Below are 25,770 nucleotides of genomic sequence, written 5' to 3' on the forward strand. Positions count from 1 at the left end.
AATGGCAATGCCGTGAGGGAAAACCATGAAATACCGCCTGGGCGACGCCCGTGTCGAGACTCATCCACAGAGCTGGGTGGCACCGAATGCCACACTGGTGGGCAAGGTCAAGCTGGAGGAGGGCGCCAACGTCTGGTTCAACGCGGTGCTGCGTGGCGACAACGAACTGATCCTGATCGGCAAGAACAGTAACGTGCAGGACGGTAGCGTGATGCACACCGACATGGGCTACCCGCTGACCCTGGGCACTGGCGTGACCATTGGTCATAACGCCATGTTGCATGGTTGCACTGTCGACGATTACAGCCTGATCGGCATTAATGCTGTGATCCTCAACGGCGCGAAGATCGGCAAACATTGCATCATCGGCGCCAACTCGCTGATCGGCGAAGGCAAGGAAATCCCGGATGGTTCGCTGGTGATGGGCTCGCCGGGCAAGGTGGTGCGTGAACTGACCGACGCGCAAAAACGCATGCTCGAAGCCAGCGCTGCGCACTATGTGCACAACTCGCAGCGTTATGCGCGTGACCTGGTTGAGCAGGAAGCATGAGCCCCATTGAACGCCCCGTCGCCTCGCCGTGCGTGAGCATTTGCGCGCTGGACGATGACGACATATGCACCGGCTGCCAGCGTACGGTGGATGAGATCACACGTTGGAGCCGCATGGACAATGCCGAGCGCCGGGTGGTGTTGGGGTTGTGCCATGAGCGGGCGGTGGCGAGTGGGTTGGTGTTTATGGTCTCCGGGGAATCCGGTGCCTGATTTGTAGTGAGCGGGCTTGCCCCGCGCTGGGTGGCGAAGCCGCCCCATTTCAGGCACTGAGTTTTTCCAGTTAGAACTGAGTGCCTGGGTTTGGGGCGGCTTCGCCACCCAGCGCGGGGCAAGCCCGCTCACCACAAGAAGCCTGCTCACCACAAGAAGCCTGCTCACCACAGCAAGCCCGTTCACCACAAGAGGTCCGCTCGCTACAAGGGTTGCTGTGAAGTACCCTGTGCGGCATCACCCACAGGTCCGTCCTCCATGCTCTTCCTGATCGCCTACATCAGCAGCGTCGTGCTGATCAACTTCGCCTTCTCCACCGCCCCGCACCTGGACGTCATCTGGTCCGCCTGGGGTGGCCTGGTCTTCATCTTGCGCGACATGGTGCAAACCCGCTTCGGCCACGGTGCAATCATTGCCATGCTGGCGGCGCTGGTGCTGTCGTATGTCACGTCCGACCCGGCCATTGCCCTGGCCAGCGCCACGGCGTTCGCAGTGTCCGAGTGCATCGACTGGCTGGTGTTCAGTATCACCAAGCGCCCGCTGCACGATCGCCTGTGGATAAGTTCAGCACTGAGCATTCCCCTCGACACGTTTATCTTCTTCGGCCTGATCGGCGCGCTCACCCCGGCCGTGGCGGGCACCGCGCTGGTATCGAAATTCGCCGGGGTCACGGTGGTGTGGCTGATCATGGCTTGGCGAATCCGCAAGCGGGCCGTCGCCAACTGAGGCCAATTTTTACAGTTCATGTAAAATGCCCGCCTTTCTCCCCATGATCCGCTCCCCTGAGGACCTGAGATGACCCGAATCGGAACTCCATTGTCGCCAACCGCGACCCGCGTTTTGCTGTGTGGCTGCGGTGAGCTGGGCAAGGAAGTGGTAATCGAACTGCAACGCCTGGGCGTTGAAGTGATTGCCGTGGATCGCTACGCCAACGCGCCGGCCATGCAGGTGGCGCACCGTAGCCACGTGATCAACATGCTCGACGGCGCCGCCCTGCGTGCGGTGATCGAGGCGGAAAAACCGCACTTCATCGTGCCGGAAATCGAAGCCATTGCCACCGCCACCCTGGTGGAACTGGAAGCTGAAGGCTTCACCGTGATCCCGACCGCGCGTGCTACCTCGCTGACCATGAACCGCGAAGGCATCCGCCGCCTGGCCGCCGAAGAGCTGGACCTGCCGACCTCGCCGTACCACTTCGCCGATACCTTCGAAGACTACAGCAAGGCCGTCCAGGACCTGGGCTTCCCGTGCGTGGTCAAGCCGGTGATGAGTTCGTCGGGCAAGGGCCAGAGCCTGCTGCGCAGCACAGACGATGTGCAGAAAGCCTGGGATTACGCCCAGGAAGGCGGTCGTGCCGGTAAAGGCCGCGTGATCATCGAAGGCTTTATCGACTTCGACTACGAAATCACCCTGCTGACCGTGCGTCACATCGGTGGCACCACCTTCTGCGCGCCAGTCGGTCACCGTCAGGAGAAGGGCGACTACCAGGAATCCTGGCAGCCGCAGGCCATGAGCCCGATTGCCCTGGCCGAGTCCGAGCGCGTTGCCAAAGCTGTGACCGAGGCCCTGGGCGGTCGTGGCCTGTTTGGCGTGGAGCTGTTCATCAAGGGTGATCAGGTGTGGTTCAGTGAAGTGTCGCCGCGCCCGCATGACACCGGCCTGGTGACCCTGATTTCCCAAGACCTGTCGCAGTTCGCCTTGCACGCTCGCGCCATCCTGGGCCTGCCGATCCCGTTGATCCGTCAGTTCGGGCCTTCGGCTTCGGCGGTGATTCTGGTGGAAGGGCAGTCGACCCAGACCGCGTTCGCCAACTTGGGCGCCGCGTTGAGCGAGCCGGACACGGCGTTGCGCCTGTTTGGCAAGCCGGAAGTGAATGGCCAGCGTCGCATGGGTGTGGCACTGGCGCGGGATGAGTCGATTGAAGCGGCTCGGGCGAAGGCTACTCGTGCTTCCAAGGCTGTTGTCGTAGAGCTTTAAACCGCGTCGCGCCCATCGCGGGCAAGCCCGGCTCTCACACTTGAATGAGTTCACAAGTCAAAATGTGTGAACCCGATCAAATGTGGGAGCGGGCTTGTCGGGTCGCCGCATGGCTGCGAAGGCGGTCTATCAGGCAACCTTGTTCAGGTCATTATCCCGCGTCTCTTTCAGGCACAGCACAGCAATCAAGCTGAGCAACGCCGCCGCCGACACATACCCGCCGACATAACTCAGCCCACCCATCGCCACCAGCTTGGTCGCGAAGAACGGTGCCGCTGAAGCCCCCACGATCCCACCCAGGTTATACGCCGCCGACGCGCCGGTATAACGCACACGCGTGGGGAACAATTCCGGCAGCATGGCGCCCATGGGCGCAAAGGTCACGCCCATCAGGAACAGCTCCAAGGCCAGGAACAGCGCCACCGCCCAGGTCGAACCGTGGGTCAGTAATGGCTCCATGGTAAAGCCCGACAGGATCGCCAGGATCGCACCGACGATCAGCACAGGCCTGCGCCCGTAACGGTCACTGGCCAAGGCCGCCAGCGGCGTGGCCAGGCCCATGAACAGCACGGCAAAGCACAACAAGCCAAGGAAGGTCTCGCGGCTATAGCCCAAGGTCGAAACGCCGTAGCTCAGTGAAAACGCGGTGGTGATGTAGAACAACGCATAACACACCACCATCGACGCGGCGCCCAGCAATACGGGCAGCCAATGCTGGCTGAACAGTTCCACCAACGGCACTTTTACCGGCGCTTCTTTGGCGACGGCATTGGCGAAGACTGGCGTTTCATGCAGCTTCAAGCGCGCATACAGGCCCACCATCACCAACGCAGCGCTGAGGATGAACGGGATGCGCCAGCCCCAGCTGCGGAACTGCTCGTCGTTCAGGCTCATCGCCAGGATCAGGAACAAGCCATTGGCCGCCAGGAAGCCAATCGAAGGGCCCAGTTGCGGGAACATCCCGAACCAGGCGCGCTTGCCTTTGGGCGCATTCTCGGTCGCCAGCAGTGCCGCGCCGCCCCATTCCCCACCGAGCCCCAAGCCCTGGCCAAACCGCAGTATGCATAACAGGATCGGCGCCCAGGCCCCGATGCTGTCATAACCCGGCAGCAAGCCAATCAGCGTGGTACACACGCCCATCAGCAGCAGCGAAGCCACCAGCGTCGATTTACGCCCGATGCGATCACCGAAGTGGCCGAACAGCGCCGAGCCCAATGGGCGGGCGATGAAGGCGATACCGAAGGTCAGGAACGACGCCAGCATCTGCGCGGTGCCGGAGGTCTGCGGGAAGAACACCGGGCCGATCACCAGCGCAGCTGCCGTGGCGTAGATATAGAAATCGTAGAACTCGATGGCGGTGCCGACGATGCTCGCCGTGGCGACCCGTGCAGTCGAGTTGGTCGGGGCGGCGGTCGCGGCCTCGTTGTAGGTGGTGCTCATGGCGATATCCCTGACGGTCATTGCGCGTTTGGACGCGGATTATTATTGGTCGAACACCCATGGATCAGGGGTGTACGCGGGGTGGCTCGGGATGGGAGCGAACACCGGTCAGACACGATAAAGCGGTGCCTGGACGCGTTGGGTGCGGGTAGCACGCGGTCGGGCGGGGCTTGGATAAGCCGCAGGGATTATAGGAAGGGGTTTGAACAGACAACAAGTCAAAATGTGGGGAGTAGTGAGACGATTCGGCTTGCCCCCGATAGCCGAGTATCAGTCACCTGATGCAGTGACTGACACTCGGCCATCGGGGGCAAGCCCCCTCCCACATTTGATTGTGTTTTGTCTGGAAACTAAGCGGCGACGGGCATTTTGCTGGTGTGCCAGATCAGCACCTTGCTCACCCGGTTGTCTTCAGTCTCGAGGATTTCCAGGCGGTAGCGGCCGATTTTCAGGCACACCGCGCAGTCCGGGATGGTCTCCAGGGCTTCGGTGACCAGGCCGTTGAGGGTCTTGGGGCCATCACTGGGCAGGTGCCAGTTCAGGCTCTTGTTCAGTTCGCGGATCGAGGCGGCGCCGTCGATGATATAGCGGCCATCCGGTTGCGCTTCGATATGCGGGTTGTCTGCACTCTGCTCGCTTTCGAATTCGCCGACGATTTCTTCGAGGATATCTTCCAGGGTGACAATGCCCAGCACTTCGCCGTACTCGTCCACCACCATGCCCAGGCGTCGCTGTTGCTTGTGGAAATTCAGCAATTGCAGTTGCAGGGGCGTGCTTTCGGGGACGAAGTAGGGTTCGTGGCAAGCCGCCAGCAACGCTTCTTTGGTCAGGCTGGCGTCAGGCAGCAGGTGCTGGATCTGCCGTGTGTTGAGTACGGCTTGGACTTGGTTGATATCACTGTGGAACACCGGCAGGCGGGTGCGCTCGGAGGTGCGCAGTTGCTCGATGATCTCTTCGACCGAGTCATCCAGGTTGATGCCGTCCACTTCGCTGCGGGGCACCAGGATGTCGTTGACCGTGATGTTGTCCAGGGCGTGGATGCCTGGCATGCCGGGGGTACGGTTTTCGTCGGCCTCCGGTTCCGGTTCGTCGTCGTGGTCGGGCTGCGGTTCGTCGCTCTTTTTCACCACGCCGGATGTGCGTGCGAACGGGCGCAGCAGCAACAGGCTGATGCCATTGAGCAGCCAGGCCAGGGGGTAGAGGATTTTCAGCGGGACGCCCAGCAGCGTATTGCCAAAGCCCAGCACCGCTTGAGGGTGGCGAGTGGCCAGAGTGCGCGGCAAGTAGTCGGCGAGGATCAGCAGCAGGGCGCAGGAGATCAGCCAGCCGAGCCATGGACCATTCTGCGCCCAGGCGTAGATCGCCAGCAGCGTGCAGAGGATCACCACCGCTGCGCGGCACAGGCTGTTGCACAGGATCAGGCTATGGCGCGGGAAGTTCAGGCGGGCGGCGGCCTTGTCGCCCTGGCGCGTTCCGGGGCGCAGGGCCAGCAGGTGTTGTTGCGCGGCCTCGATGGCGGTAAACAGTGCCGCCCATAACAGCAGCAAGGCAATTACCGCGAGCATCGGCCCCAGGGGCAAGTTGTCCATTTTTGCTGCCCGTCAGATATGCAGGATGTATTCGCGAACCAGCTTGCTGCCGAAATAGGCCAGCATCAGCAGGCAGAAACCGGCCAGCGTCCAGCGGATCGCCTTGTGCCCGCGCCAGCCGAGGCGGTTGCGCCCCCACAGCAAGACGCTGAACACCACCCAGGCCAGGCACGCCAGCAGGGTTTTGTGCACAAGGTGCTGGGCGAACAGGTTTTCGACAAACAGCCAGCCGGAGATCAACGACAACGACAGCAGCGTCCAGCCGGCCCACAGGAAGCCGAACAGCAGGCTCTCCATGGTTTGCAACGGCGGGAAGTTCTTGATCAGCCCGGAGGGGTGCTTGTGCTTGAGCTGGTGGTCCTGCAACAGCAGGAGCAGGGCCTGGAACACCGCGATGGTGAACATGCCGTAGGCCAGGATCGACAGCAGGATGTGCGCGAGGATGCCCGGTTCTTCATCAATCACCTGCACCGTGCCGGTGGGCGCGAATTGCGCCAGCAGCACCGTCAGCACGCCCAGCGGGAATAACAGCACCAGCAGGTTCTCGACGGGAATCCGATAGCAGGCCATCAGGGTCAGTGCGATGACGGCGGCGGCAATCAGGCTGGCGGCGCTGAAAAAATCCAGGCCCAGGCCGACGGGCGTCATCAGGTGGGTAAACAAACTGGCAGCGTGAGCCAGCAGGGCGAGGACGCCAAGGCCCACCAGCAGGCGTTTGTCCGCCTTGGTGCCTTGGGCCAGACGAGTGCCCTGATAGAAAGTCGCAGCGGCATACAAAATGGCGGCGGCGAGGCTGGGTAGCAAACTGGGTGACAAAGGGAGCATAAATCCTGTTAAGCAGGCCCGAAAGGCGCTGAGTTTGGCATACCCCTGCGTAACACGAAAGACTCCCGGACCAGACAGCGGGTGTGCATGGGCGCAGTCTTCGCTATAATCCGCGACCTGCCCACGCCGCAGGCTCGCCGAGCGCTGTTTTTAATAGCGATTTACCGCAGCCTGGGCCGCCATTACCTCGGTCTACCAATGCATTTCGATGAATAGGGCCTGAAAGGATCGCGCATGTTTGAAAACTTGACTGACCGTCTCTCGCAGACGCTGCGCCACGTAACCGGCAAGGCCAAGCTGACCGAGGACAATATTAAAGACACCCTGCGCGAAGTGCGCATGGCGTTGCTGGAAGCCGACGTCGCCTTGCCGGTGGTAAAGGACTTCGTCAACTCGGTCAAAGAGCGCGCAGTGGGCACCGAAGTGTCCCGCAGCCTGACCCCGGGCCAGGCGTTTGTGAAGATCGTCCAGGCCGAACTCGAAAGCCTGATGGGCGCGGCCAACGAAGACTTGAACCTCAGCGCCGTGCCACCGGCCGTCGTGCTGATGGCGGGTCTGCAGGGTGCGGGTAAGACCACCACCGCCGGCAAGCTGGCGCGCTTCCTTAAAGAGCGCAAGAAAAAGTCCGTGATGGTGGTGTCGGCCGACGTATACCGTCCGGCGGCCATCAAGCAGTTGGAAATGCTCGCGGGCGAAGTGGGCGTGACCTTCTTCCCGTCCGACCTGAGCCAGAAGCCGGTCGACATCGCCAACGCTGCTATTAAAGAAGCCAAGCTCAAGTTCATCGACGTGGTCATCGTCGATACCGCCGGTCGCCTGCACATCGACGAAGAGATGATGGGCGAGATCAAGGCGCTGCATGCCGCGATCAACCCGGTCGAGACGCTGTTCGTGGTCGACGCCATGACCGGCCAGGATGCGGCCAACACCGCCAAGGCCTTCGGCGACGCACTGCCACTGACCGGCGTGATCCTGACCAAGGTCGACGGCGATGCCCGTGGCGGTGCGGCGCTGTCGGTGCGTGCCATCACCGGCAAGCCGATCAAGTTCATCGGTATGGGCGAGAAGAGCGACGCGCTCGAGCCGTTCCACCCGGAGCGTATCGCCTCGCGCATCCTCGGCATGGGCGACGTGCTCAGCCTGATCGAACAGGCCGAAGCGACCCTCGACAAGGACAAGGCCGATAAGCTGGCCAAGAAGCTGAAGAAGGGCAAGGGCTTCGACCTCGAAGACTTCCGCGACCAGCTGCAACAAATGAAGAACATGGGCGGCCTCGGCGGCCTGATGGACAAACTGCCGAACATCGGCGGTGTGAACCTGGCGCAAATGGGCAATGCCCAGGGCGCGGCAGAGAAGCAGTTCAAGCAGATGGAAGCCATCATCAACTCCATGACCCCGGCCGAGCGCCGCGACCCTGAGCTGATCAGCGGTTCGCGCAAACGTCGGATCGCCATGGGTTCCGGCACGCAGGTGCAGGACATCGGTCGCTTGATCAAGCAGCACAAGCAGATGCAGAAGATGATGAAGAAGTTCTCCGCAAAAGGCGGAATGGCCAAGATGATGCGCGGCATGGGCGGTATGTTGCCCGGCGGTGGCATGCCTAAAATGTAAAGTATTCGAGCGGGAGCCCGGCTCCTGCTCCGACCCACAGGGATGTGGGATCTCCAGCAAACCCGCCGTTGGCGGGCGCTGACTCGCCGTTTTAACCGACGGCTCTATAGCAGATCTGAATGGCACGCTGATAGGCGCCAGAAAAAGACATTTGCAAAAGTCCGGATATTCCTTAGAATATGCGGCCTTTCGGGCACCTATGCCCGCTGTGCATTTAGATTTGCAGCACCGACTACAGGAACGATGTTCACATGCTAACAATCCGTCTTGCCCTTGGCGGCTCCAAAAAGCGCCCGTTTTACCACTTGACCGTAACCGACAGCCGCAACCCGCGCGACGGTTCGCACAAGGAACAGGTTGGTTTCTTCAACCCTGTTGCTCGTGGTCAAGAAGTTCGTCTGTCCGTGAACCAAGAGCGCGTAGCCTACTGGCTGAGCGTGGGTGCACAGCCATCCGAGCGCGTTGCAAAACTGTTGAAGGACTCGGCTAAGGCCGCAGCCTGAGCAATATGAACGCGACGCCAGCTGTTGCTGATGATTTGATCGTTATCGGCAAGATTTACTCTGTTCATGGCGTTCGCGGCGAAGTGAAGGTGTATTCCTTTACTGATCCGACTGAAAACCTGTTGCAGTACAAGACCTGGACGCTAAAGCGCGAAGGTAGTGTGAAACAGGTCGAGCTGGTCAGTGGACGCGGGAGCGATAAGTTCCTGGTCGCAAAGCTCAAGGGTCTTGATGACCGTGAAGAAGCTCGTCTTCTGGCCGGTTATGAGATCTGCGTGCCGCGCAACCTGTTCCCTGAATTGACCGACGGCGAGTACTACTGGTACCAGCTGGAAGGTCTGAAGGTTATTGATCAACTCGGGCAATTGTTCGGGAAAATCGATCATCTTCTGGAAACCGGCGCCAATGATGTAATGGTGGTCAAGCCTTGCGCTGGCAGCCTGGATGATCGCGAACGCCTGTTGCCTTATACGAAGCAATGCGTGTTGGCTGTCGACCTGGAAGCAGGCGAGATGAAGGTGGAATGGGACGCGGACTTCTAAGCGTGGCTAATTTGCGCATTGAAGTGATCAGTTTGTTTCCCGAGATGTTCTCCGCCATCAGCGAGTACGGCATCACCAGTCGGGCGGTGAAACAGGGGCTGTTGCAGCTTACCTGTTGGAACCCGCGAGACTACACGACGGATCGACATCACACTGTGGACGATCGCCCATTTGGCGGTGGCCCGGGCATGGTGATGAAGATCAAGCCCCTGGAAGACGCGTTGGCTCAGGCCAAGGCCGCCGCCGGGGAGAAGGCGAAGGTAATTTACCTGTCCCCTCAAGGCCGCCAGCTGAAACAGGCTGGGGTGCGCGAACTGGCGAATGAGGAAGCACTGATCCTGATTGCCGGTCGCTATGAAGGCATTGACGAGCGCTTTATTGAGGCTCATGTCGATGAAGAGTGGTCGATTGGGGACTATGTCCTGTCTGGCGGTGAGCTGCCGGCGATGGTCCTGATAGATGCGGTTACACGACTGCTGCCTGGAGCTTTAGGGCATGCGGACTCCGCGGAGGAAGATTCCTTCACGGATGGTTTGCTGGATTGCCCGCACTACACCCGTCCGGAGGTGTATGCGGATCAGCGTGTTCCCGACGTATTGCTAAGTGGCAATCACGCACACATCCGGCGTTGGCGTTTACAGCAGTCCCTTGGTCGGACCTATGAACGACGCGCCGATCTTCTGGAAAGCCGCTCGCTTTCTGGAGAAGAGAAGAAGCTGCTCGAGGAATACATCCTCGCGCGGGACGATAGTTAACAACGTATCGATGGTAGGTCCATTGACTTACCTTAGGAGCACAGCATGACTAACAAAATCATCCTTGCACTCGAAGCAGAGCAGATGACCAAAGAGATCCCTACCTTTGCCCCGGGCGACACTATTGTCGTTCAGGTGAAAGTGAAGGAAGGCGACCGTTCGCGTCTGCAAGCGTTCGAAGGCGTGGTAATCGCCAAGCGTAACCGTGGTGTGAACAGTGCTTTCACTGTTCGTAAAATCTCCAACGGTGTTGGCGTAGAGCGTACTTTCCAGACCTACAGCCCGCAAATCGACAGCATGGCCGTCAAGCGTCGCGGTGACGTACGTAAAGCCAAGCTGTACTACCTGCGTGACCTGTCCGGTAAAGCAGCTCGCATCAAGGAAAAACTGGCTTAAGTCCAGCTTCCCGATGCAGAAAAAAGCAGCCTACGGGCTGCTTTTTTGTGCCTGAAATTTGTTAACTATTCGCCGCTGACACAGCCTGGATGGCTACACATCTTTGTAGTGAGCGGGCTTGCCCCGCGCTGGGCTGCGAAGCGGCCCCAAACCAGGCGAATTGGCTCTATCTGGAGCGCGGCAGTGCTTTTATTGGGGCTGCTTCGCAGCCCAGCGCGGGGCAAGCCCGCTCACTACAGTGTTGTGTATATACCTACGGCTATCGCAGGCTGTGTTGCCTGCCCCCCATGTTGTGACCGACGATGATCCACTGTGGGAACGGGCTTGCCTGCGATAGGATCTGACAGACGCCACATAATTTTGCCTGAGCCCCCATGCCCGCCATTGACCACCCCCTGATCGACCGCTTCCTCGACGCCCTCTGGCTGGAGAAAGGCCTGTCGGACAACACTCGCCAGGCTTATCGCAGCGACCTGGCGCTGTTCAATGGCTGGTTGCAGGAGAAAAACCTCGAACTGATCAACGCCGGCCGCGAGCTGATCCTCGATCACCTGGCCTGGCGCCTGGAGCAGAACTACAAGCCACGCTCCACGGCGCGATTCCTCTCGGGTGTGCGTGGGTTTTATCGCTATCTGCTGCGAGAAAAACTGATCGCCCTCGACCCCACCCTGCAAGTCGAGATGCCGCAACTCGGTAGGCCATTGCCCAAGTCCCTGTCGGAAGCCGACGTGGATGCCTTGCTCGCCGCCCCTGACCTGAGCGAAGCCATCGGCCAGCGTGACCGCGCCATGCTCGAAGTGTTGTATGCCTGCGGGCTGCGGGTGACCGAGCTGATCAGCCTGACCCTGGAGCAAGTGAACCTGCGCCAGGGCGTGCTGCGAGTAATGGGCAAGGGCAGCAAGGAGCGGCTGGTGCCGATGGGTGAGGAGGCGATTGTGTGGGTGGAGCGCTATATGCGCGATGCGCGTGGCGAACTGCTGGGCGGGCGCCCCAGTGATGTGCTGTTCCCCAGCTTGCGCGGCGAGCAGATGACCCGCCAGACCTTCTGGCATCGCATCAAGCACCAGGCCAAGGTCGCTGGAATCGGCAAGGCCCTGTCGCCCCATACCCTGCGGCATGCATTCGCCACCCATTTGCTCAACCACGGCGCCGATTTGCGGGTGGTGCAAATGCTCCTCGGGCACAGCGACTTATCCACAACCCAGATCTACACCCACGTGGCGCGCGCGCGCTTGCAGGATATGCACGCCAAGCACCACCCGCGGGGGTGAAAACCGCCATTTTATCCCGCCACGGGCTGCCCTGCGGCCCAACTGTGGTAGGCTTTGCCGGTTAGCAAAGGGGACGGCCCACACCCGGGTTTCATATCGGCGTACCTGCACCCGTCCTTGCATCTGCCTTCAGGAGTTCCCATGCGCTTGACCCAGATTATTGCCGCCGCAGCCATTGCGTTGGTTTCCACCTTTGTTGTCGCCGATGACGCGGCCGAGCAGACCATTCGCAAGAGCCTGGCCAACTTGGAGCTCGACACGCCGATCGAAAGCATCAGCGCCAGCCCGATGGCCGGCCTGTACGAAGTCAAGCTCAAGGGCAGCCGCGTGCTGTACGCCAGTGCCGACGGCCAGTACATCGTGCAGGGCTACCTGTTCCAGTTGAAGGACGGCAAGCCGGTCAACCTGACCGAGAAGGCCGAGCGCCTGGGCGTGTCCAAGCTGATCAACGGCATCCCGGTGGCTGAAACCGTGGTGTACCCGGCCATCGGCGAGACCAAGACGCACATCACCGTGTTCACCGACACCACCTGCCCGTACTGCCACAAGCTTCACGCCGAAGTGCCTGCGCTGAACAAGCTGGGCGTGGAAGTACGCTATGTAGCGTTCCCGCGCCAGGGCCTGGGTTCGCCGGGTGACGAGCAGTTGCAAGCCGTATGGTGCTCAGCCGACAAGAAGGCGGCCATGGACAAGATGGTCGACGGCAAGGAAATCAAGGCGGCCAAATGCGCCAACCCGGTTTCCAAGCAGTTCGCCCTGGGCCAGTCCATTGGCGTGAACGGTACACCGGCCATCGTTTTGGCTGACGGCCAGGTGATTCCGGGCTACCAGCCGGCACCACAAGTTGCCAAACTGGCGCTGAGTGCCAAATAAACCAGCATCGTCGAACCTTTGACGATCATGGCCCGTGGCTAAGTCGACGGGCCATTAATTGAAAGCCGCAGTTGTGCGGCTGTTTTCCACGGCCGACCTAGCGTCGGCCGTTTCATGGGGAGTTCTTCAGTGAAACCGGTCAAAGTAGGCATCTGTGGGTTAGGGACCGTCGGTGGCGGCACCTTCAACGTACTTCAGCGTAATGCTGAAGAAATTTCCCGTCGCGCAGGCCGCGGGATTGAAGTGGCGCAAATTGCCACGCGTTCGCCAAAGCCTCAGTTCCAAACGACCGGTATTGCGATTACCAACGATGTCTTCGCCGTTGCCACCAACCCTGAAATCGATATCGTCATCGAGCTGGTCGGTGGCTACACCGTGGCCCGCGAGCTGGTGCTCAAGGCCATCGAGAACGGCAAGCACGTGGTCACCGCCAACAAGGCGCTGATCGCCGTGCACGGTAACGAGATCTTCGCCAAGGCGCGCGAGAAGGGCGTGATCGTGGCGTTCGAAGCCGCCGTGGCCGGTGGCATCCCGGTGATCAAGGCGATCCGTGAAGGCCTGTCCGCCAACCGTATCAACTGGGTCGCCGGCATCATCAACGGCACCGGTAACTTCATCCTCACCGAAATGCGCGAGAAGGGCCGTACCTTCGAAGACGTGCTGGCCGAAGCCCAGGCCCTGGGTTATGCCGAAGCCGACCCGACGTTTGACGTGGAAGGCATCGACGCGGCGCACAAACTGACCATCCTGGCGTCCATTGCCTTTGGTATCCCGCTGCAGTTCGACAAGGCCTACACCGAAGGCATCACCAAGCTGACCACCGCCGACGTGAACTACGCCGAAGCCTTGGGTTATCGCATCAAGCACCTGGGCGTGGCGCGCAGCACACCGGCCGGTATCGAGTTGCGTGTACACCCGACGCTGATCCCGGCCGACCGCCTGATCGCCAACGTCAATGGCGTGATGAACGCGGTGATGGTCAACGGTGATGCCGCGGGTTCGACGCTGTTCTACGGCGCCGGTGCCGGCATGGAGCCGACCGCTTCGTCGGTGATCGCCGACCTGGTGGACGTGGTCCGCGCCATGACCAGCGACCCGGAAAACCGCGTGCCGCACCTGGCCTTCCAGCCGGATTCGCTGTCGGCCCACCCGATCCTGCCAATCGAAGCCTGCGAAAGCGCCTACTACCTGCGCATCCAGGCCCAAGACCATCCGGGCGTGTTGGCCCAGGTCGCCAGCATCCTGTCGGAGCGCGGCATCAACATCGAGTCGATCATGCAGAAGGAAGTCGAGGAGCAAAACGGCCAGGTGCCGATGATCCTGCTGACTCACCGCGTGCGCGAACAGCACATCAACGATGCCATCGCCGCGCTGGAAGCCCTGCAGGGCGTCGTCGGGCCGGTGGTGCGGATTCGCGTCGAACACCTGAACTAATGGTTTTGCTGCAAGGGCCCCGCAGGTTCGGCGGCCCTTGTTCAAGAATGCTCTAGAGGAGCCAGTCATGCGTTATATCAGCACCCGCGGCCAGGCACCGGCCCTGAATTTCGAAGATGTCTTGCTGGCAGGCCTTGCCACTGACGGCGGCCTGTATGTGCCGGAAAACCTGCCACGCTTCACCCAGGAAGAAATCGCTTTGTGGGCCGGCCTGCCGTACCACGAGCTGGCCTTCCGGGTGATGCGCCCGTTCGTCACCGGCAGCATTCCCGATGCGGACTTTAAAAAGATTCTGGAAGAGACCTACGGCGTGTTTTCCCACAGCGCCATCGCGCCTCTGCGCCAGCTGAATGGCAACGAGTGGGTGCTTGAACTGTTCCACGGCCCGACCCTGGCGTTCAAGGACTTCGCCCTGCAACTGCTCGGTCGTTTGCTGGATTATGTGCTGGAGAAGCGCGGTGAGCGCGTGGTGATCATTGGCGCCACCTCCGGTGACACTGGTTCGGCCGCCATCGAAGGCTGCAAGCACTGCGAAAACGTCGACATCTTCATCTTGCACCCGCACAAGCGCGTGTCGGAAGTGCAGCGTCGCCAGATGACCACCATTTTTGGCGAGAACATCCACAACATCGCCATCGAAGGCAACTTCGATGACTGCCAGGAAATGGTCAAGAACAGCTTCGCCGACCAGAGCTTCCTGAAAGGCACGCGCCTGGTGGCGGTGAACTCGATCAACTGGGCGCGGATCATGGCCCAGATCGTCTATTACTTCCATGCCTCCCTGCAGTTGGGCGGGCCGGCGCGTTCGGTGTCGTTCTCGGTGCCAACCGGCAACTTCGGCGACATCTTCGCCGGTTACCTGGCGCGCAACATGGGCCTGCCGATCAACCAGTTGATCGTCGCCACCAACCGCAATGACATCCTGCACCGCTTCATGAGCGGCAACCAGTACGTCAAGGAAACCCTGCACGCGACCCTGTCGCCGTCGATGGACATCATGGTTTCTTCGAACTTCGAGCGCCTGCTGTTCGACATGCACGGTCGCAATGGCGCGGCGATTGCCGGCTTGATGGACACCTTCAAGAGCGGTGGCGGTTTCAGCGTTGACGAAGAGCGCTGGACAGAAACCCGCAAGCTGTTCGACTCGCTGGCCGTGGACGACGCACAGACCTGCGAAACCATCGCTGAAGTCTACGCCCAGACCGGCGAGCTGCTCGACCCGCACACCGCCATCGGTGTGAAGGCCGCGCGCGAATGCCGTCGCAGCCTGGACATCCCGATGGTGATACTCGGCACCGCGCACCCGGTGAAATTCCCGGAAGCGGTGGAGAAGGCCGGGGTTGGCAAGGCACTGGAATTGCCGGTGCACCTGGCAAACCTGTTCGAGCGTGAAGAGCGTTGCACCGTATTGGCCAATGACCTGAAGGCTGTGCAGGCGTTTGTGAGCCAGCACGGCAACCGGGGTAAGCCGCTGTAACGCACACCGCGTAGACAAAAACGCCGCTTTCCCTTCCTTGGGTCAGCGGCGTTTTTTGTTTTGGCAGGCCCCACTTGGCGCAAGCGACTAGGTGAGCAGTTTCTGCACGATGGCCAATACGGTGCTGAACGCTGTAAACATGGCCATGACGACCCCTAAGGGATACCAGAAATTCTCACGGGTTATCTTGTGTGTCTCAGCAGTGAGTTTGCGTTGCTCCGCATAAATGCGTGATATGTCGGCGTGAATCTTCTCTAACGCAGCTTGCTCTTTATCGTGTTCCAGCATCGTCTTTATCCTTCGCAATCAACAAGGGCCTTCTGACCTGCGCGTTATCTGCGTGGCGGAGCCACCGGCGCTCACCGAGTATAGGATTCACCTCTGGTCCGAGCCTTCCGCAAACCTCAAAACGGCCCACCATTGCGTAAGCACTTGTGTGCGGCCGTTTTTTGGTTGTCATGTTGCAAGCGCATGCTGGAATCCGTCACCCCCTGACGGCCCCATAAAGACGATAAAGCGAACTTTCCTACGTCACAAACAGTCACTTAGGATAGATGCAGCTCCCGTTGAAACGATTGTTCCCGAACTATTGAGTGGTGATCGAGATGGAAAGTATCAGCCTATTGCTCGAAGAAGCACTGAGCCCTTATCAGGTTACGCTGACCACCTCTGGTGTGCAGGGCGAGTGCCTGGTGACGGTGAAGAATCCTGCTGGCGCTATCGTGGTCGAGCGTGAAGTCGATCGTGCGCAACTGATGGACAAGCGCGTGCTGGTGGATGTGGTGGATTGCCTGTTGCGCGACCTCAAGATTGCCGAAGGGCGCCTGGAACCGTCGGTCATTGCAGCCTTGCGCAACGCTGCCCAGACGCGCAGCCCCGCCGTCGCATGAAGAATTGTTTAACTATGGAAACTTCCTACAACGTGGCCGGTCAGATTTCGTAACAGCAAGAGCGAACATTGTGCTCCGGTGTTTGTGCATTGTTGTGCGGGTCTTTGTAGGCCACGTTTAACCCCGAGGTGTCTCCCCACCCTTCGGGGTTTCTTTTTGCCTGCAATTTGTCATGGTTCGGGTGAGTCCTGGAAAAAGCGCGGGTTGTCGCGCAGGTATTGTTCGCGCATGACCGGATCCAGCCAAGCAGCATAGGACTGCTGCACCTGTTCCTGTGGGATGTCGCGCAGCACTTGGTCGATTCGTTCAATGGCATGACGGCCCAGGGCGGTATCCGAACAGGCGATATGCGTACGTTGGTAGGGCAATGAGCCTTTGATCGGATAAAAGCTCAGGTCGTCCGAAGCAATCCTCTGTTGCAGCGCGTGATAGCGGATTTCCGGCCAATACCCCAACACCGCTTCCAGCCGTCCCCGGCGCTGCATTTGCAACAAGCTGCCAAGGGCGTCGTTGCCGTAATGAAGCGCCAGTGTGCGCGCATCGGCGTGTTTAAGCTGCTCATCGATAACCGGGCCGTAGCTGCGCTCCGCCGTGGCACCCACCCGCGTTCCACGGGCGTCGAGAAAAGCCTGTAGGTCGAACTGGCCGTCCACGATGAACGGCGCCATGGCGTCCTGTTGGCTGCGCCGTATCGCGATGCCATTGCTGGGGGTAACGAACGCCTGGCGAGAAAACACCACGTACTTGGCCCGTTCCGGCGTCCACAGCAGCGATGGATCGCAGGTGAATGAGGGTTCACTCAACATTTGCGTGCCCCGAGCGCGGTTGACGTGCAGCACCTGATGCCGGTATTCCGGCAGGCGCTCGATCAGTATCGGCAATAGTTGATCCAGCGCGCCCTGGCCCTTGCGCGGGCCTTCGAAAATGGTCAAAGGTGGCAAGTCACGCACTAGCCAGATCAGCGTGTCTTCAGCGCTGGCCGGCAGGGGCCAGCCGCAGGCGAACATGACGCTGAGGCCTAGCTGAATAAGCCGACGAGCCATCAGATCGCGCCGTCCTCGCGTAAACGCACAATCGCGGCCGCGTCATAACCCAGGCTGCCCAGCACCGTGCTGTTATGTTCACCCAACTGTGGCCCCACCCATTCACAGCTGCCCGGCGTGTCCGACAGCTTGGGTACGATGCCCGGCATTTTGAACGCCTTGCCGTCGGGAAGTTGGGCCTTGAGGAACATCTCCCTGGCAAGGAATTGCGGGTCGCCCAGCATGTCCTCGGCACTGTAGATCCGGCTGGCAGGCACTTCGGCTTTATTCAGCCGCTCCACCACCTGATCCAGCGGCAGTGAGTTCACCCAGCGATCAATCACCCCATACAGCTCATCGCGACGGCTGTCGCGTCCGTCATTGCTGGCAAGCGAGGGATCGTTGGCCAAGTCCTCACGGCCAATGGCTGACATGAAGCGCTTGAAGATCGCGTCCCCGTTGGCGCCAATCTGCACATGCTTGCCGTCGGCGCTGGTGTGGATCGAGGAGGGCGTAATACCGGGCATGATGTTGCCGGTGCGTTCGCGAATAAAGCCGAACACGTCGAACTCCGGGATCATGCTTTCCATCATGGCGAAGATGGCTTCATACAGCGCCACATCGACCACCTGGCCCAGGCCGCCGTTGACTTCGCGGTGACGCAGCGCCATCAGCGCGCCGATCACCGCCCACAACGCGGCAATCGAATCGCCGATGGAAATGCCGGTACGCACCGGCGGGCGGTCTTCGAACCCGGTGATATAGCGCAAGCCACCCATGGATTCACCCACCGCACCAAACCCAGGCTGGTCTTTCATTGGCCCGGTCTGGCCAAAGCCGGAGAGGCGCACCATCACCAGCTTGGGGTTGAGGGCGTGCAGGGTTTCCCAACTCAGGCCGAGTTTCTCCAGCACGCCGGGGCGGAAGTTCTCGATCAGGATGTCGGCGTTGGCCAACAGCTGTTTGAGGATGGCCAGGCCGTCCGGATGCTTGAGGTTCAGCGTCAGCGATTGCTTGTTGCGCGCCTGCACAAACCACCACAGCGACGTGCCTTCGTACAGCTTGCGCCATTTGCGCAGCGGGTCGCCGCCGTCCGGCGATTCGACCTTGATCACCTCGGCGCCGAATTCCGCGCAGATACGTGAGGCGAACGGGCCGGCGATCAGGGTGCCGAGTTCGATGACTTTCAGGCCGGCAAGCGGTTTGGCATTAAACGACATGAGGATCCTTGTCTGCGCGGGGCGGTGGTGTGATGCCTTTTAACATAGGCGAGCGGCCCAGGGATAAGGATGATGCAGCGCAGGATTCGTTGAATGGCCTCGCCATCGGTTAGACTGGCCGCCTTTCCCTGTCTCTAGAAGTCCGTTCATGGCCCAGCCGTCCACGACCTACAAATTCGAACTCAACCTCACCGACCTTGACCGCTCGGTGTACGAGAGCGTTAAACAGACCATCGCCCGCCACCCTTCGGAAACCGAAGAGCGCATGACCGTACGTCTGCTGGCCTACGCCCTCTGGTACAACGAGCAGTTGGCATTCGGTCGTGGCCTGTCAGATGTAGACGAGCCAGCCCTGTGGGAAAAAAGCCTGGATGACCGGGTTTTGCACTGGATTGAAGTCGGCCAGCCGGATGCCGACCGCCTCACCTGGTGCTCGCGCCGCACCGAACGCACCAGCCTGCTGGCCTACGGCAGCCTGCGGGTGTGGGAAGGCAAGGTGGTGCCTGTGGCGAATAACCTGAAAAACGTGCACATCGCCGCCGTGCCTCAGGAAGTCCTCGAGACGCTGGCCAAGGACATGCCTCGCGTTATCAAGTGGGACGTGATGATCAGCGAAGGCACGATTTTCGTCACCGACGACCGTGGCCAGCATGAAGTCCAACTGCAATGGCTGGTCGGCGAACGCGGTTGAAACGGTGGGAGGGGGCTTGCTCCCGATCGCGGCGTTCAGTCAGCACCACATCGACTGATACACCGTAATCGGGAGCAAGCCCCCTCCCACAATGACCTGTGTCGTTTGTAGCCTTGTTGTTTAACCGTTTTATCAAAGAGAAGCTCCCGTCGCCCCATGCGTATCGATCCTCGCCCGTTGCCTGCCGTCCTGCCGTTTCTCGGTGACTTGCCACCGCTGTTGACCCGTCTCTACGCCGCGCGCGGGGTGCAGTCCGAAGCCGAGCTGGACAAAAGCCTGGCGCGGTTGATTCCCTATCAGCGGCTCAAGGGCATCGACGCAGCGGTGGACTTGCTGGTGACCGCGTTGGAACAGCGCCAGCGTATCCTCATCGTCGGCGACTTCGACGCCGACGGCGCCACTGCCAGCACCGTAGGCACCTTGGGCCTGCGCTTGCTCGGCGCCGCCCATGTCGATTACCTGGTGCCCAACCGCTTCGAGTATGGCTACGGCCTGACCCCGGAAATCGTCGCAGTCGCGCTGCAGCGCGAGCCGCAGTTGCTGATCACTGTGGACAACGGTATCTCCAGCGTCGAAGGCGTGGCGGCGGCGAAAGCGGCCGGGCTGAAGGTGCTGGTGACTGACCACCATTTGCCTGGCGATGAATTGCCGGCGGCGGATGCCATTGTCAACCCGAACCAGCCGGGCTGTGAGTTCCCGAGCAAGGCGCTGGCCGGTGTGGGCGTGATCTTCTACGTGCTGATGGCCCTGCGGGCGCGCCTGCGCAGCTTGGGCTGGTACGAGCATAAGCCTCAACCCAACATCGGCGAACTGCTCGACCTGGTGGCCCTGGGCAGTGTGGCCGACGTAGTGCCCTTGGACGCCAACAACCGCATCCTGGTGCATCAGGGCCTGGAGCGCATCCGCGCCGGTCGCGCACGGCCGGGGATCAAGGCGATCCTTGAAGTGGCCAAGCGCGACGCGGCACGTATCACCTCCACCGACCTGGGCTTTATCCTCGGGCCGCGACTGAATGCCGCCGGGCGCCTGGATGACATGAGCCTGGGCATCGAATGCCTGCTCACCACCGACGTTGCCGCCGCGCGTGAAATGGCCGCGCAACTGGACGGCATGAACCAGGACCGTAAATCCATCGAGCAAGGCATGCAGCGCGAGGCCCTGGCCCAGCTCAAGGACTTGCCGGTGGAGTCGATGCCCTACGGGCTGTGCCTGTTCGACCCGGAATGGCACCAAGGCGTGATCGGCATTCTCGCCTCGCGCATGAAAGAGCGCTATTTCCGCCCGACCATCGCCTTCGCTGATGCCGGAGATGGCCTGCTCAAGGGCTCAGGGCGCTCTGTGCCGGGGTTTCATATCCGCGATGCGCTGGCGGTGGTCGCCAGCCAGCATCCCCACCTGATCGCCAAATACGGCGGCCATGCCATGGCCGCCGGTTTGACGCTGCCCGAAGAAAACTTCCCGCTGTTTGCCGAGGCCTTTGATGCCGAAGTGCGTCGGCAGCTGCGCGAAGAAGACCTGACCGGGCGCCTGCTGTCCGACGGTACTCTGGCAGTGGAAGAGTTTCACCTGGAACTGGCCCGCGCATTGCGGCACGCGGGCCCTTGGGGGCAACACTTTCCCGAGCCGTTGTTTCACGGGGTGTTTCAGTTGGTGGAACAGCGCGTGGTGGGCGAGCGGCACCTGAAAGTGGTGCTCAAGAGCGAATGCGGGTCGGTGAAGCTCGACGGCATTGCGTTTGGGGTGGACCGTGAGGTCTGGCCGAACCCGACGGTGCGTTGGGTGGAGCTGGCCTATAAGCTGGATGTGAACGAGTTTCGCGGGAATGAAACCGTGCAACTGATGATCGCGCACATCGAGCCACGCTAGATCTAAGCAACACCACAAAGCCAATGTGGGAGGGGGCTTGCTCCCGATGGCAGTAGACCAGCCAACTGATCTTTGGCTGACCCACCGCTATCGGGAGCAAGCCCCCTCCCACATTTGGTTTTGCGTATGGCAGAAATTACTCGGCTTTGTCCTTAGCCTGGTGCTTCACGATGATGTCCACCAACCGTTTGGCCAGCGCCGGGTAGTTCTCGTCGAAGTGATGCCCACCTGGCAACTTCAAGGCTTCACCCACGGCGGTCTTGTCCGTGCAGCCGCTCTCGTCGACTTCTTCCGCACCGTAGATGCACACCACTTTCTCAGGCGGCAGCTTGGCCATTTCCGGGCCGGTGGCGGCTTCTTTGCCTGCGTTGCCCAGCCAACCTTCCACTTCAATCTCGAAGCTGCCAGTGCGCGCAAATGCCAGCAGGATGATCGCGTCCACGCGCTGTTGCTCGTTTTCCGGCAGGCGGTTGTAGATGGCCGGCAGTACATCGGCGCCGAACGAGTAACCGGTCAGCACGAAGCGCTTGGTGCCCCACTTCTGCCGGTAGTGCTGCATCAGCTCGGTGAGGTCCTTGGCACTTTGTTCCGGGCTCTTGTGCTGCCAGTAGTAGCGCAGGGTGTCGATGCCCACCACCGGGTAGCCGATCTTGGCCATTTCACCGGCCACGTCGCGGTCCAGGTCACGCCAGCCGCCGTCGCCGGAGAGGAACAGGGTGACGGTGTCCTTGGCTTGGCCCGCCGGTACTTCAACCACTGGAATCGCCAGGCCGCCGTTGTCCGAGCCCACCAGTTGCTTGCGCAGCTCGTTGTTCAGCACTTGCGGGTAATGAATGTCGTAGTCGCTGATGCTGGTCGTGGCACGTGGGGTATCGCGCACGAAACTGGCGGCATCATCCTCAGGGTTGTCGTTCCAGGCCACCAGCCAATTGCCGTGGGCTGAGGTTTTTGGCAAAGGGTCGTTGCAGCCTGGCTGGGTCATGGCGAAACCGACGGAGATGGCGTTGGCCTTGTCGTCGCTTTGTGCCGCCAGCCAGCGCCAGGCCAGGCTTGCGCCAGGGCCGATGCCGCTGACCAGCGTCGCGGGGCCCTTGAGCTGGCCCAGGGCGTTTTGCAGGGCTTGTTCCTGCAGCTTGCAGTCGTCCTTGGGCAGGATCACCTGGACAATCTGCGCCTTGCCGCCTTGGCTCAAGGCAATCAGTTGGCTGTCCGTCAGGGTTTCATCGGCCATCACGGCCACGGCCACACGGGCCTTGGGCGTGCCGTACGGGGTCACGCGGGTCATCACCGAACCGTCGGCCTGGGGCAGTTGCTCCAGGGTCGGCTGCGGGGCAGGGCGGTTCCAGTACCAATAGCCGCCACCCAGGATCAGGGCGAGCAGCACTACAAAGGCCAATACATACCGCCAGGAACGTCGAATCATCAGCGTTTCACCAATCCAGTCAAGCCGCCCGCGATCAGGGCGGCGGTATCGGCCAGTGCCACCAGCGGATCAAGTCCTGCGGGCACGGCCATGTAACGGGGTTCCCAGTCAGGCTGGAACTTGTCTTTGAAGCGGCGCAAACCTTGGAAGTTATACAGTTGCTCGCCACGTCGGAACACCATCGAGCCCAGGCGTTGGGTCAGCGGGGCGCCGCGGCGTGGTTGCAGGCCCGACAACGGCACCATGCCGAGGCTGAAGCGCGCGTAGCCGTGACTCTTATAGTGTTGAATCAGGCCGACCATCATGAACTCCATGGTCAGCTTGGGCGCGTCCGGGTGGGCGCGCATCAGGTCGAGACTGGCCAGGTCATGGTTGTAGGTCTCGAGCAGGTTGGCGAAGGCCACCGGGCGCCCTTCGAAGCGAATGATCGCAATGCGGAAGTGCTTGAGGTAGTCGTCGCTGAAACGTCCCAGGGAAAAGCCTTTTTCCCGCACGTTCTTGCCGGTCAGCCAGGCATCGGAGATGACCTTGAGTTCATCCATCGGCGCCGTGCCCGGTTCAAAGATCTCCAGGGACAGACCGTCCCGGGTGCCGCGGTTCCAGGTGTAGCGCAGGTCCTTCATCTCTTTGCCCTTGGCTTCCAGGTCAAAGCGTTTCAGGTCGACGCGGGCTTCTTCGCCCAGCTTGATCGCGGTGAGGCCGATGTCCATGTAGTACGGCAGGTTCTCCGCGCGGACCTGGTAGAACACCGGGCGCGCGTGGTGGATGTCGCACAGGTCGCGGAACTGCCAGATCATTTCGGCGCGGGGCTGGGTCGGGCCGATTGGGTCGTACAAGGCTACCAGGCTGCGCCCGCGACGGGCGTACATGAGGAAAGCTTCATCATTGGGATGGAACAGCAGCGCCTTGTCACCGGTCAGCGCCAGGCCGCCGTCGGGCTGGGACGAGGCCATCAGGATCTTGCTGGCGCGCTCCAGTTCGTCGGGGGTCGGCAGGTGGATCACCGGGCGCGCGGTGCGCAGCAGCCAGGTGAGCGACACGATCACCAGCAGCACGGCGGCGCCCAGCAGCGAGCGCAAGCCGCGTGGGGCGTTGGCGTCCAGGGTGAACTGCCACCACAGCTGGTGGCTGTAAGGGACGTCTTGGTAAGCGAACAGCAGCAGCCAGATCGAGGCTCCCAGCACGCAGACACTGGCGACCAGGTACAGCGGCGAGAAGGGCAGCTCGGTGAGGCGGCTGGCGCGGTAGAACGAGCGGCGGAAGATTGCCAGCAGGATGGCGGTCATGGTCATCAGGCTGGCTTCTTCCCAATCGAAGCCTTTGAGCAGCGAGAGCAGGGCGCCCACCAGCAGCAGCACCATGGTCAGCATCCAGGCGGCTGACAAGCGTCGACGCAGGCCCTGGGCCAGCAGCAGGCAGAGCACGCCGATCAGGCTGGCGCCGAAGTGCGAGGCGTCAATCAGGCGGTGGGGAATCAGGAAGCCGATGTTTTCCAGGCGTGAGTCGATTTCGGGCGTGGCGCCGGAAAACAGCAGGACCACGCCGGACAAAAAAACCAGTACGGCCAGTACTGGCGCCGCCAGCCCCGAGGCGACCCGCAGGCTTTGCTGGGTCTGGAACAGACGCTGGGCTTCGTTGACCAGCAGGAACACGCAGGCGATCAGCAGCGGCAGCACCACATAGATCATGCGGTACAGCAGCAGGGCAGCAGCCAATGGCGCGGCACCGAGTTTATCGGCGAAGGCCGCCAGCAGGATCGCTTCGAATACCCCCACGCCGCCCGGTACATGGCTGAGCACGCCGGCGGCCAGGGCCAGCAGGTACACGAGCAGGAAGGGCCCGAAGGGCGGCGCTTCCGGCAGCAGCATATAAAGGACGGTGGCGGCAGCGGCGACGTCCAGTGCGGTGATGATCAGTTGCAGGAAGGTCAGGCGGCGACCCGGCAGGCGCAGGGTACGACGGCCGGCTTTGACCAGCAGGTTGTCCGGGTAGGGCTGTTCCGGCAGGCGACGGCGATAAATGCCGATGCACAACACCACCGACAACAGCAGCACTGCGCCGGCGATGCCGCCAAGCAGGCTTTGCGGCAGATGCAGATAGGTGGATGCCGCTGGCAGGTTGCTCAAGGTGGCCAGTGCAGCCAGGGGCGGCAGTGCGCAGCCCAGGGCCAGGCTGGCGAACACCGTCATGTGGGCAACTTCCGACGCCCCGATACCATGGCGTGCATATAAACGGTAACGCACCGAGCCGCCCGAGAGCATCGACAGGCCAATCGCATTGCCAATGGCGAAGGCGGTAAAGCCGCCCAGGGCCAGGGTCTTGGCGGGTAGCTTCACCCCTGCATAGCGCGCACCGGAAAATTCGTAGCCCAATAGGATCACAAAGCCGGCGACGGCCGCGGCAAATGCGCCGAGCAGGGCGGGCTTGGGCACTTCCAGGATCGAGTCGTGGAGGGCGTAAAGGTCCAGCTCCAGCAGCAGGTGTCGGCAAGCGATCAGGGCGATGGCGAACAGCAGCAGCGTGACGGCCAGCCCGATGGGTTGCCGGTACTTGCTCACCAGGTCCAGCCAACGCAAACGCGTTGGCGGGATCGGTTGTTCTGCTGTGACGGTGTCTTGTGGTTCAGACGAGTTGGCGCGCATCAATCACCTCGTGGATTGTGCGCGACAGGATGGAGGTATCCAGCCAAGTTACCAATCCCTATGGACAAAATAATTACAAATATTAACGCGTATCACCGGGGTCGGCGACAGCGGCCATTGGTCGTAGAGGGTAGTGCTTGAGCATTCAGCATAGCTTGCAATGACATGGACTCTACAACCCGTGTGGGGTTTCATGAAAGATGCCATGCCATTGTTTCAGAAGAACTTTTTTACCGGATACAAAAAAGGCCACTCTTTCGAGTAGCCTTTTTTGATGTTTGGTTGCGGGAGCCGGATTTGAACCGACGACCTTCGGGTTATGAGCCCGACGAGCTACCAGACTGCTCCATCCCGCGTCTGTGGGCGGCATTCTACAGCCCAGCGGCGAGGTGTCAACCGTTAATGGGTCGATGGGTCAAATAAGTGTAATTTGACCTGCCAGTCACCCTAAGTACGCGATAGAAAACGCTTTTGTAGTGAGCGGGCTTGCCCCGCGCTGGGTGGCGAAGCCGCCCCAACAAAGACACCGCCGAGCGCCTGATAAACCAAGTCGCCTGGTTT

The 25,770-nt window shown here is 61.0% G+C and carries 24 protein-coding genes and 1 tRNA gene; 16 read left to right on the forward strand and 9 right to left on the reverse strand.

All coding sequences use genetic code 11. The features are described from left to right. Positions 1-25: 25 nt before the first annotated feature. The 4 genes from K7431_RS26470 to purT all read left to right on the forward strand — a co-directional run bounded on the left by K7431_RS26470 (position 26) and on the right by purT (position 2,739). The gene (locus K7431_RS26470; RefSeq protein ID WP_015885705.1) at positions 26-550 is read left to right on the forward strand and encodes a gamma carbonic anhydrase family protein; all 525 of its coding nucleotides are present in this window, start codon (positions 26-28) and stop codon (positions 548-550) included. Continuing rightward, positions 547-762 carry a DUF1289 domain-containing protein gene (locus K7431_RS26475; RefSeq protein ID WP_015885704.1) on the forward strand — a complete coding sequence of 72 codons (216 nt, stop codon included), beginning with the start codon at positions 547-549 and terminating at the stop codon, positions 760-762. The genes K7431_RS26470 and K7431_RS26475 overlap by 4 nt, the downstream gene beginning before the upstream one ends. A 258-nt stretch (positions 763-1,020) precedes the next feature. Then, positions 1,021-1,488 (forward strand): VUT family protein, encoded by a 468-nt coding sequence (locus K7431_RS26480; RefSeq protein WP_015885703.1) that lies wholly within the window; start codon positions 1,021-1,023, stop codon positions 1,486-1,488. A 69-nt stretch (positions 1,489-1,557) separates the two neighbouring features. Beyond that, complete coding sequence (purT, locus tag K7431_RS26485; protein ID WP_014719785.1) at positions 1,558-2,739, forward strand: formate-dependent phosphoribosylglycinamide formyltransferase; 1,182 nt, start codon at positions 1,558-1,560, stop codon at positions 2,737-2,739. Positions 2,740-2,868: 129 nt separating this feature from the next. Here the strand turns inward: purT and K7431_RS26490 are convergent, their stop codons facing one another. The 3 genes from K7431_RS26490 to K7431_RS26500 all read right to left on the reverse strand — a co-directional run bounded on the left by K7431_RS26490 (position 2,869) and on the right by K7431_RS26500 (position 6,593). Then, positions 2,869-4,179, reverse strand: a complete 1,311-nt coding sequence (locus K7431_RS26490; protein WP_015885702.1) for an MFS transporter — start codon at positions 4,177-4,179, stop codon at positions 2,869-2,871. Positions 4,180-4,529: 350 nt separating this feature from the next. Continuing rightward, positions 4,530-5,768 carry a transporter associated domain-containing protein gene (locus K7431_RS26495; protein WP_015885701.1) on the reverse strand — a complete coding sequence of 413 codons (1,239 nt, stop codon included), beginning with the start codon at positions 5,766-5,768 and terminating at the stop codon, positions 4,530-4,532. A 12-nt stretch (positions 5,769-5,780) separates the two neighbouring features. Continuing rightward, positions 5,781-6,593: a cytochrome C assembly family protein gene (locus K7431_RS26500; protein WP_015885700.1), complete on the reverse strand. Its 813-nt coding sequence runs from the start codon at positions 6,591-6,593 to the stop codon at positions 5,781-5,783. Positions 6,594-6,827: 234 nt separating this feature from the next. Between K7431_RS26500 and ffh the strand changes: the two genes are divergently transcribed. The 9 genes from ffh to thrC all read left to right on the forward strand — a co-directional run bounded on the left by ffh (position 6,828) and on the right by thrC (position 15,455). Next, positions 6,828-8,204: a signal recognition particle protein gene (ffh, locus tag K7431_RS26505; RefSeq protein ID WP_010207982.1), complete on the forward strand. Its 1,377-nt coding sequence runs from the start codon at positions 6,828-6,830 to the stop codon at positions 8,202-8,204. Between the two features lie 251 nt (positions 8,205-8,455). Beyond that, positions 8,456-8,707: a 30S ribosomal protein S16 gene (gene rpsP / locus K7431_RS26510; protein WP_003175899.1), complete on the forward strand. Its 252-nt coding sequence runs from the start codon at positions 8,456-8,458 to the stop codon at positions 8,705-8,707. A 5-nt stretch (positions 8,708-8,712) separates the two neighbouring features. After that, a complete protein-coding gene (rimM, locus tag K7431_RS26515) occupies positions 8,713-9,249 on the forward strand; it encodes a ribosome maturation factor RimM (RefSeq protein ID WP_015885699.1) in 537 nt (178 codons plus the stop codon). After that, on the forward strand, positions 9,231-10,004 hold the full coding sequence (gene trmD, locus K7431_RS26520) for a tRNA (guanosine(37)-N1)-methyltransferase TrmD (protein ID WP_173390389.1): 774 nt from the start codon (positions 9,231-9,233) through the stop codon (positions 10,002-10,004). The genes rimM and trmD overlap by 19 nt, the downstream gene beginning before the upstream one ends. Positions 10,005-10,049: 45 nt before the next feature. Then, a complete protein-coding gene (gene rplS, locus K7431_RS26525; protein ID WP_003175895.1) occupies positions 10,050-10,400 on the forward strand; it encodes a 50S ribosomal protein L19 in 351 nt (116 codons plus the stop codon). 374 nt (positions 10,401-10,774) lie between these two features. Then, the gene (gene xerD, locus K7431_RS26530; protein ID WP_015885697.1) at positions 10,775-11,671 is read left to right on the forward strand and encodes a site-specific tyrosine recombinase XerD; all 897 of its coding nucleotides are present in this window, start codon (positions 10,775-10,777) and stop codon (positions 11,669-11,671) included. Between the two features lie 141 nt (positions 11,672-11,812). Then, positions 11,813-12,544: a thioredoxin fold domain-containing protein gene (locus tag K7431_RS26535; protein ID WP_015885696.1), complete on the forward strand. Its 732-nt coding sequence runs from the start codon at positions 11,813-11,815 to the stop codon at positions 12,542-12,544. A 129-nt stretch (positions 12,545-12,673) separates the two neighbouring features. After that, positions 12,674-13,978 carry a homoserine dehydrogenase gene (locus tag K7431_RS26540; RefSeq protein ID WP_015885695.1) on the forward strand — a complete coding sequence of 435 codons (1,305 nt, stop codon included), beginning with the start codon at positions 12,674-12,676 and terminating at the stop codon, positions 13,976-13,978. Positions 13,979-14,045: 67 nt separating this feature from the next. Then, positions 14,046-15,455, forward strand: a complete 1,410-nt coding sequence (gene thrC / locus K7431_RS26545) for a threonine synthase (RefSeq protein ID WP_015885694.1) — start codon at positions 14,046-14,048, stop codon at positions 15,453-15,455. 87 nt (positions 15,456-15,542) lie between these two features. Here the strand turns inward: thrC and K7431_RS26550 are convergent, their stop codons facing one another. Continuing rightward, positions 15,543-15,743, reverse strand: a complete 201-nt coding sequence (locus K7431_RS26550; protein ID WP_043205840.1) for a hypothetical protein — start codon at positions 15,741-15,743, stop codon at positions 15,543-15,545. 317 nt (positions 15,744-16,060) lie between these two features. On the opposite strand from K7431_RS26550, the gene K7431_RS26555 reads away from it, so the two are divergent. Further along, on the forward strand, positions 16,061-16,345 hold the full coding sequence (locus K7431_RS26555; RefSeq protein WP_043205838.1) for a DUF3509 domain-containing protein: 285 nt from the start codon (positions 16,061-16,063) through the stop codon (positions 16,343-16,345). Between the two features lie 170 nt (positions 16,346-16,515). Here K7431_RS26555 and K7431_RS26560 read toward each other — a convergent pair whose 3' ends face one another. Next, positions 16,516-17,388, reverse strand: a complete 873-nt coding sequence (locus K7431_RS26560; protein ID WP_015885692.1) for a TIGR02285 family protein — start codon at positions 17,386-17,388, stop codon at positions 16,516-16,518. Beyond that, positions 17,388-18,587 (reverse strand): CaiB/BaiF CoA transferase family protein, encoded by a 1,200-nt coding sequence (locus K7431_RS26565; protein WP_015885691.1) that lies wholly within the window; start codon positions 18,585-18,587, stop codon positions 17,388-17,390. Before K7431_RS26565 ends, K7431_RS26560 begins: the two co-directional genes overlap by 1 nt. Positions 18,588-18,735: 148 nt before the next feature. Between K7431_RS26565 and K7431_RS26570 the strand changes: the two genes are divergently transcribed. Together K7431_RS26570 and recJ are read left to right on the forward strand one after the other, a co-directional pair. After that, entirely contained in the window at positions 18,736-19,278 is a 543-nt protein-coding gene (locus K7431_RS26570) for a YaeQ family protein (protein ID WP_003193952.1), read from the forward strand. Positions 19,279-19,434: 156 nt separating this feature from the next. Beyond that, positions 19,435-21,144 carry a single-stranded-DNA-specific exonuclease RecJ gene (gene recJ / locus K7431_RS26575; RefSeq protein WP_015885690.1) on the forward strand — a complete coding sequence of 570 codons (1,710 nt, stop codon included), beginning with the start codon at positions 19,435-19,437 and terminating at the stop codon, positions 21,142-21,144. A 136-nt stretch (positions 21,145-21,280) separates the two neighbouring features. On the opposite strand, the gene K7431_RS26580 is transcribed toward recJ, so the two are convergent. The 3 genes from K7431_RS26580 to K7431_RS26590 all read right to left on the reverse strand — a co-directional run bounded on the left by K7431_RS26580 (position 21,281) and on the right by K7431_RS26590 (position 25,565). Then, on the reverse strand, positions 21,281-22,567 hold the full coding sequence (locus K7431_RS26580) for a virulence factor family protein (protein ID WP_015885689.1): 1,287 nt from the start codon (positions 22,565-22,567) through the stop codon (positions 21,281-21,283). Beyond that, positions 22,567-25,209, reverse strand: a complete 2,643-nt coding sequence (gene mprF, locus K7431_RS26585) for a bifunctional lysylphosphatidylglycerol flippase/synthetase MprF (RefSeq protein ID WP_015885688.1) — start codon at positions 25,207-25,209, stop codon at positions 22,567-22,569. The genes K7431_RS26580 and mprF overlap by 1 nt, the downstream gene beginning before the upstream one ends. Before the next feature lie 279 nt (positions 25,210-25,488). Further along, a tRNA-Met gene (locus K7431_RS26590) sits at positions 25,489-25,565 on the reverse strand. Between the last annotated feature and the right edge of the window lie 205 nt (positions 25,566-25,770).

It is taken from the genome of Pseudomonas fluorescens group sp., assembly GCF_020093335.1.
Lineage (GTDB): Bacteria > Pseudomonadota > Gammaproteobacteria > Pseudomonadales > Pseudomonadaceae > Aquipseudomonas > Aquipseudomonas petroselini.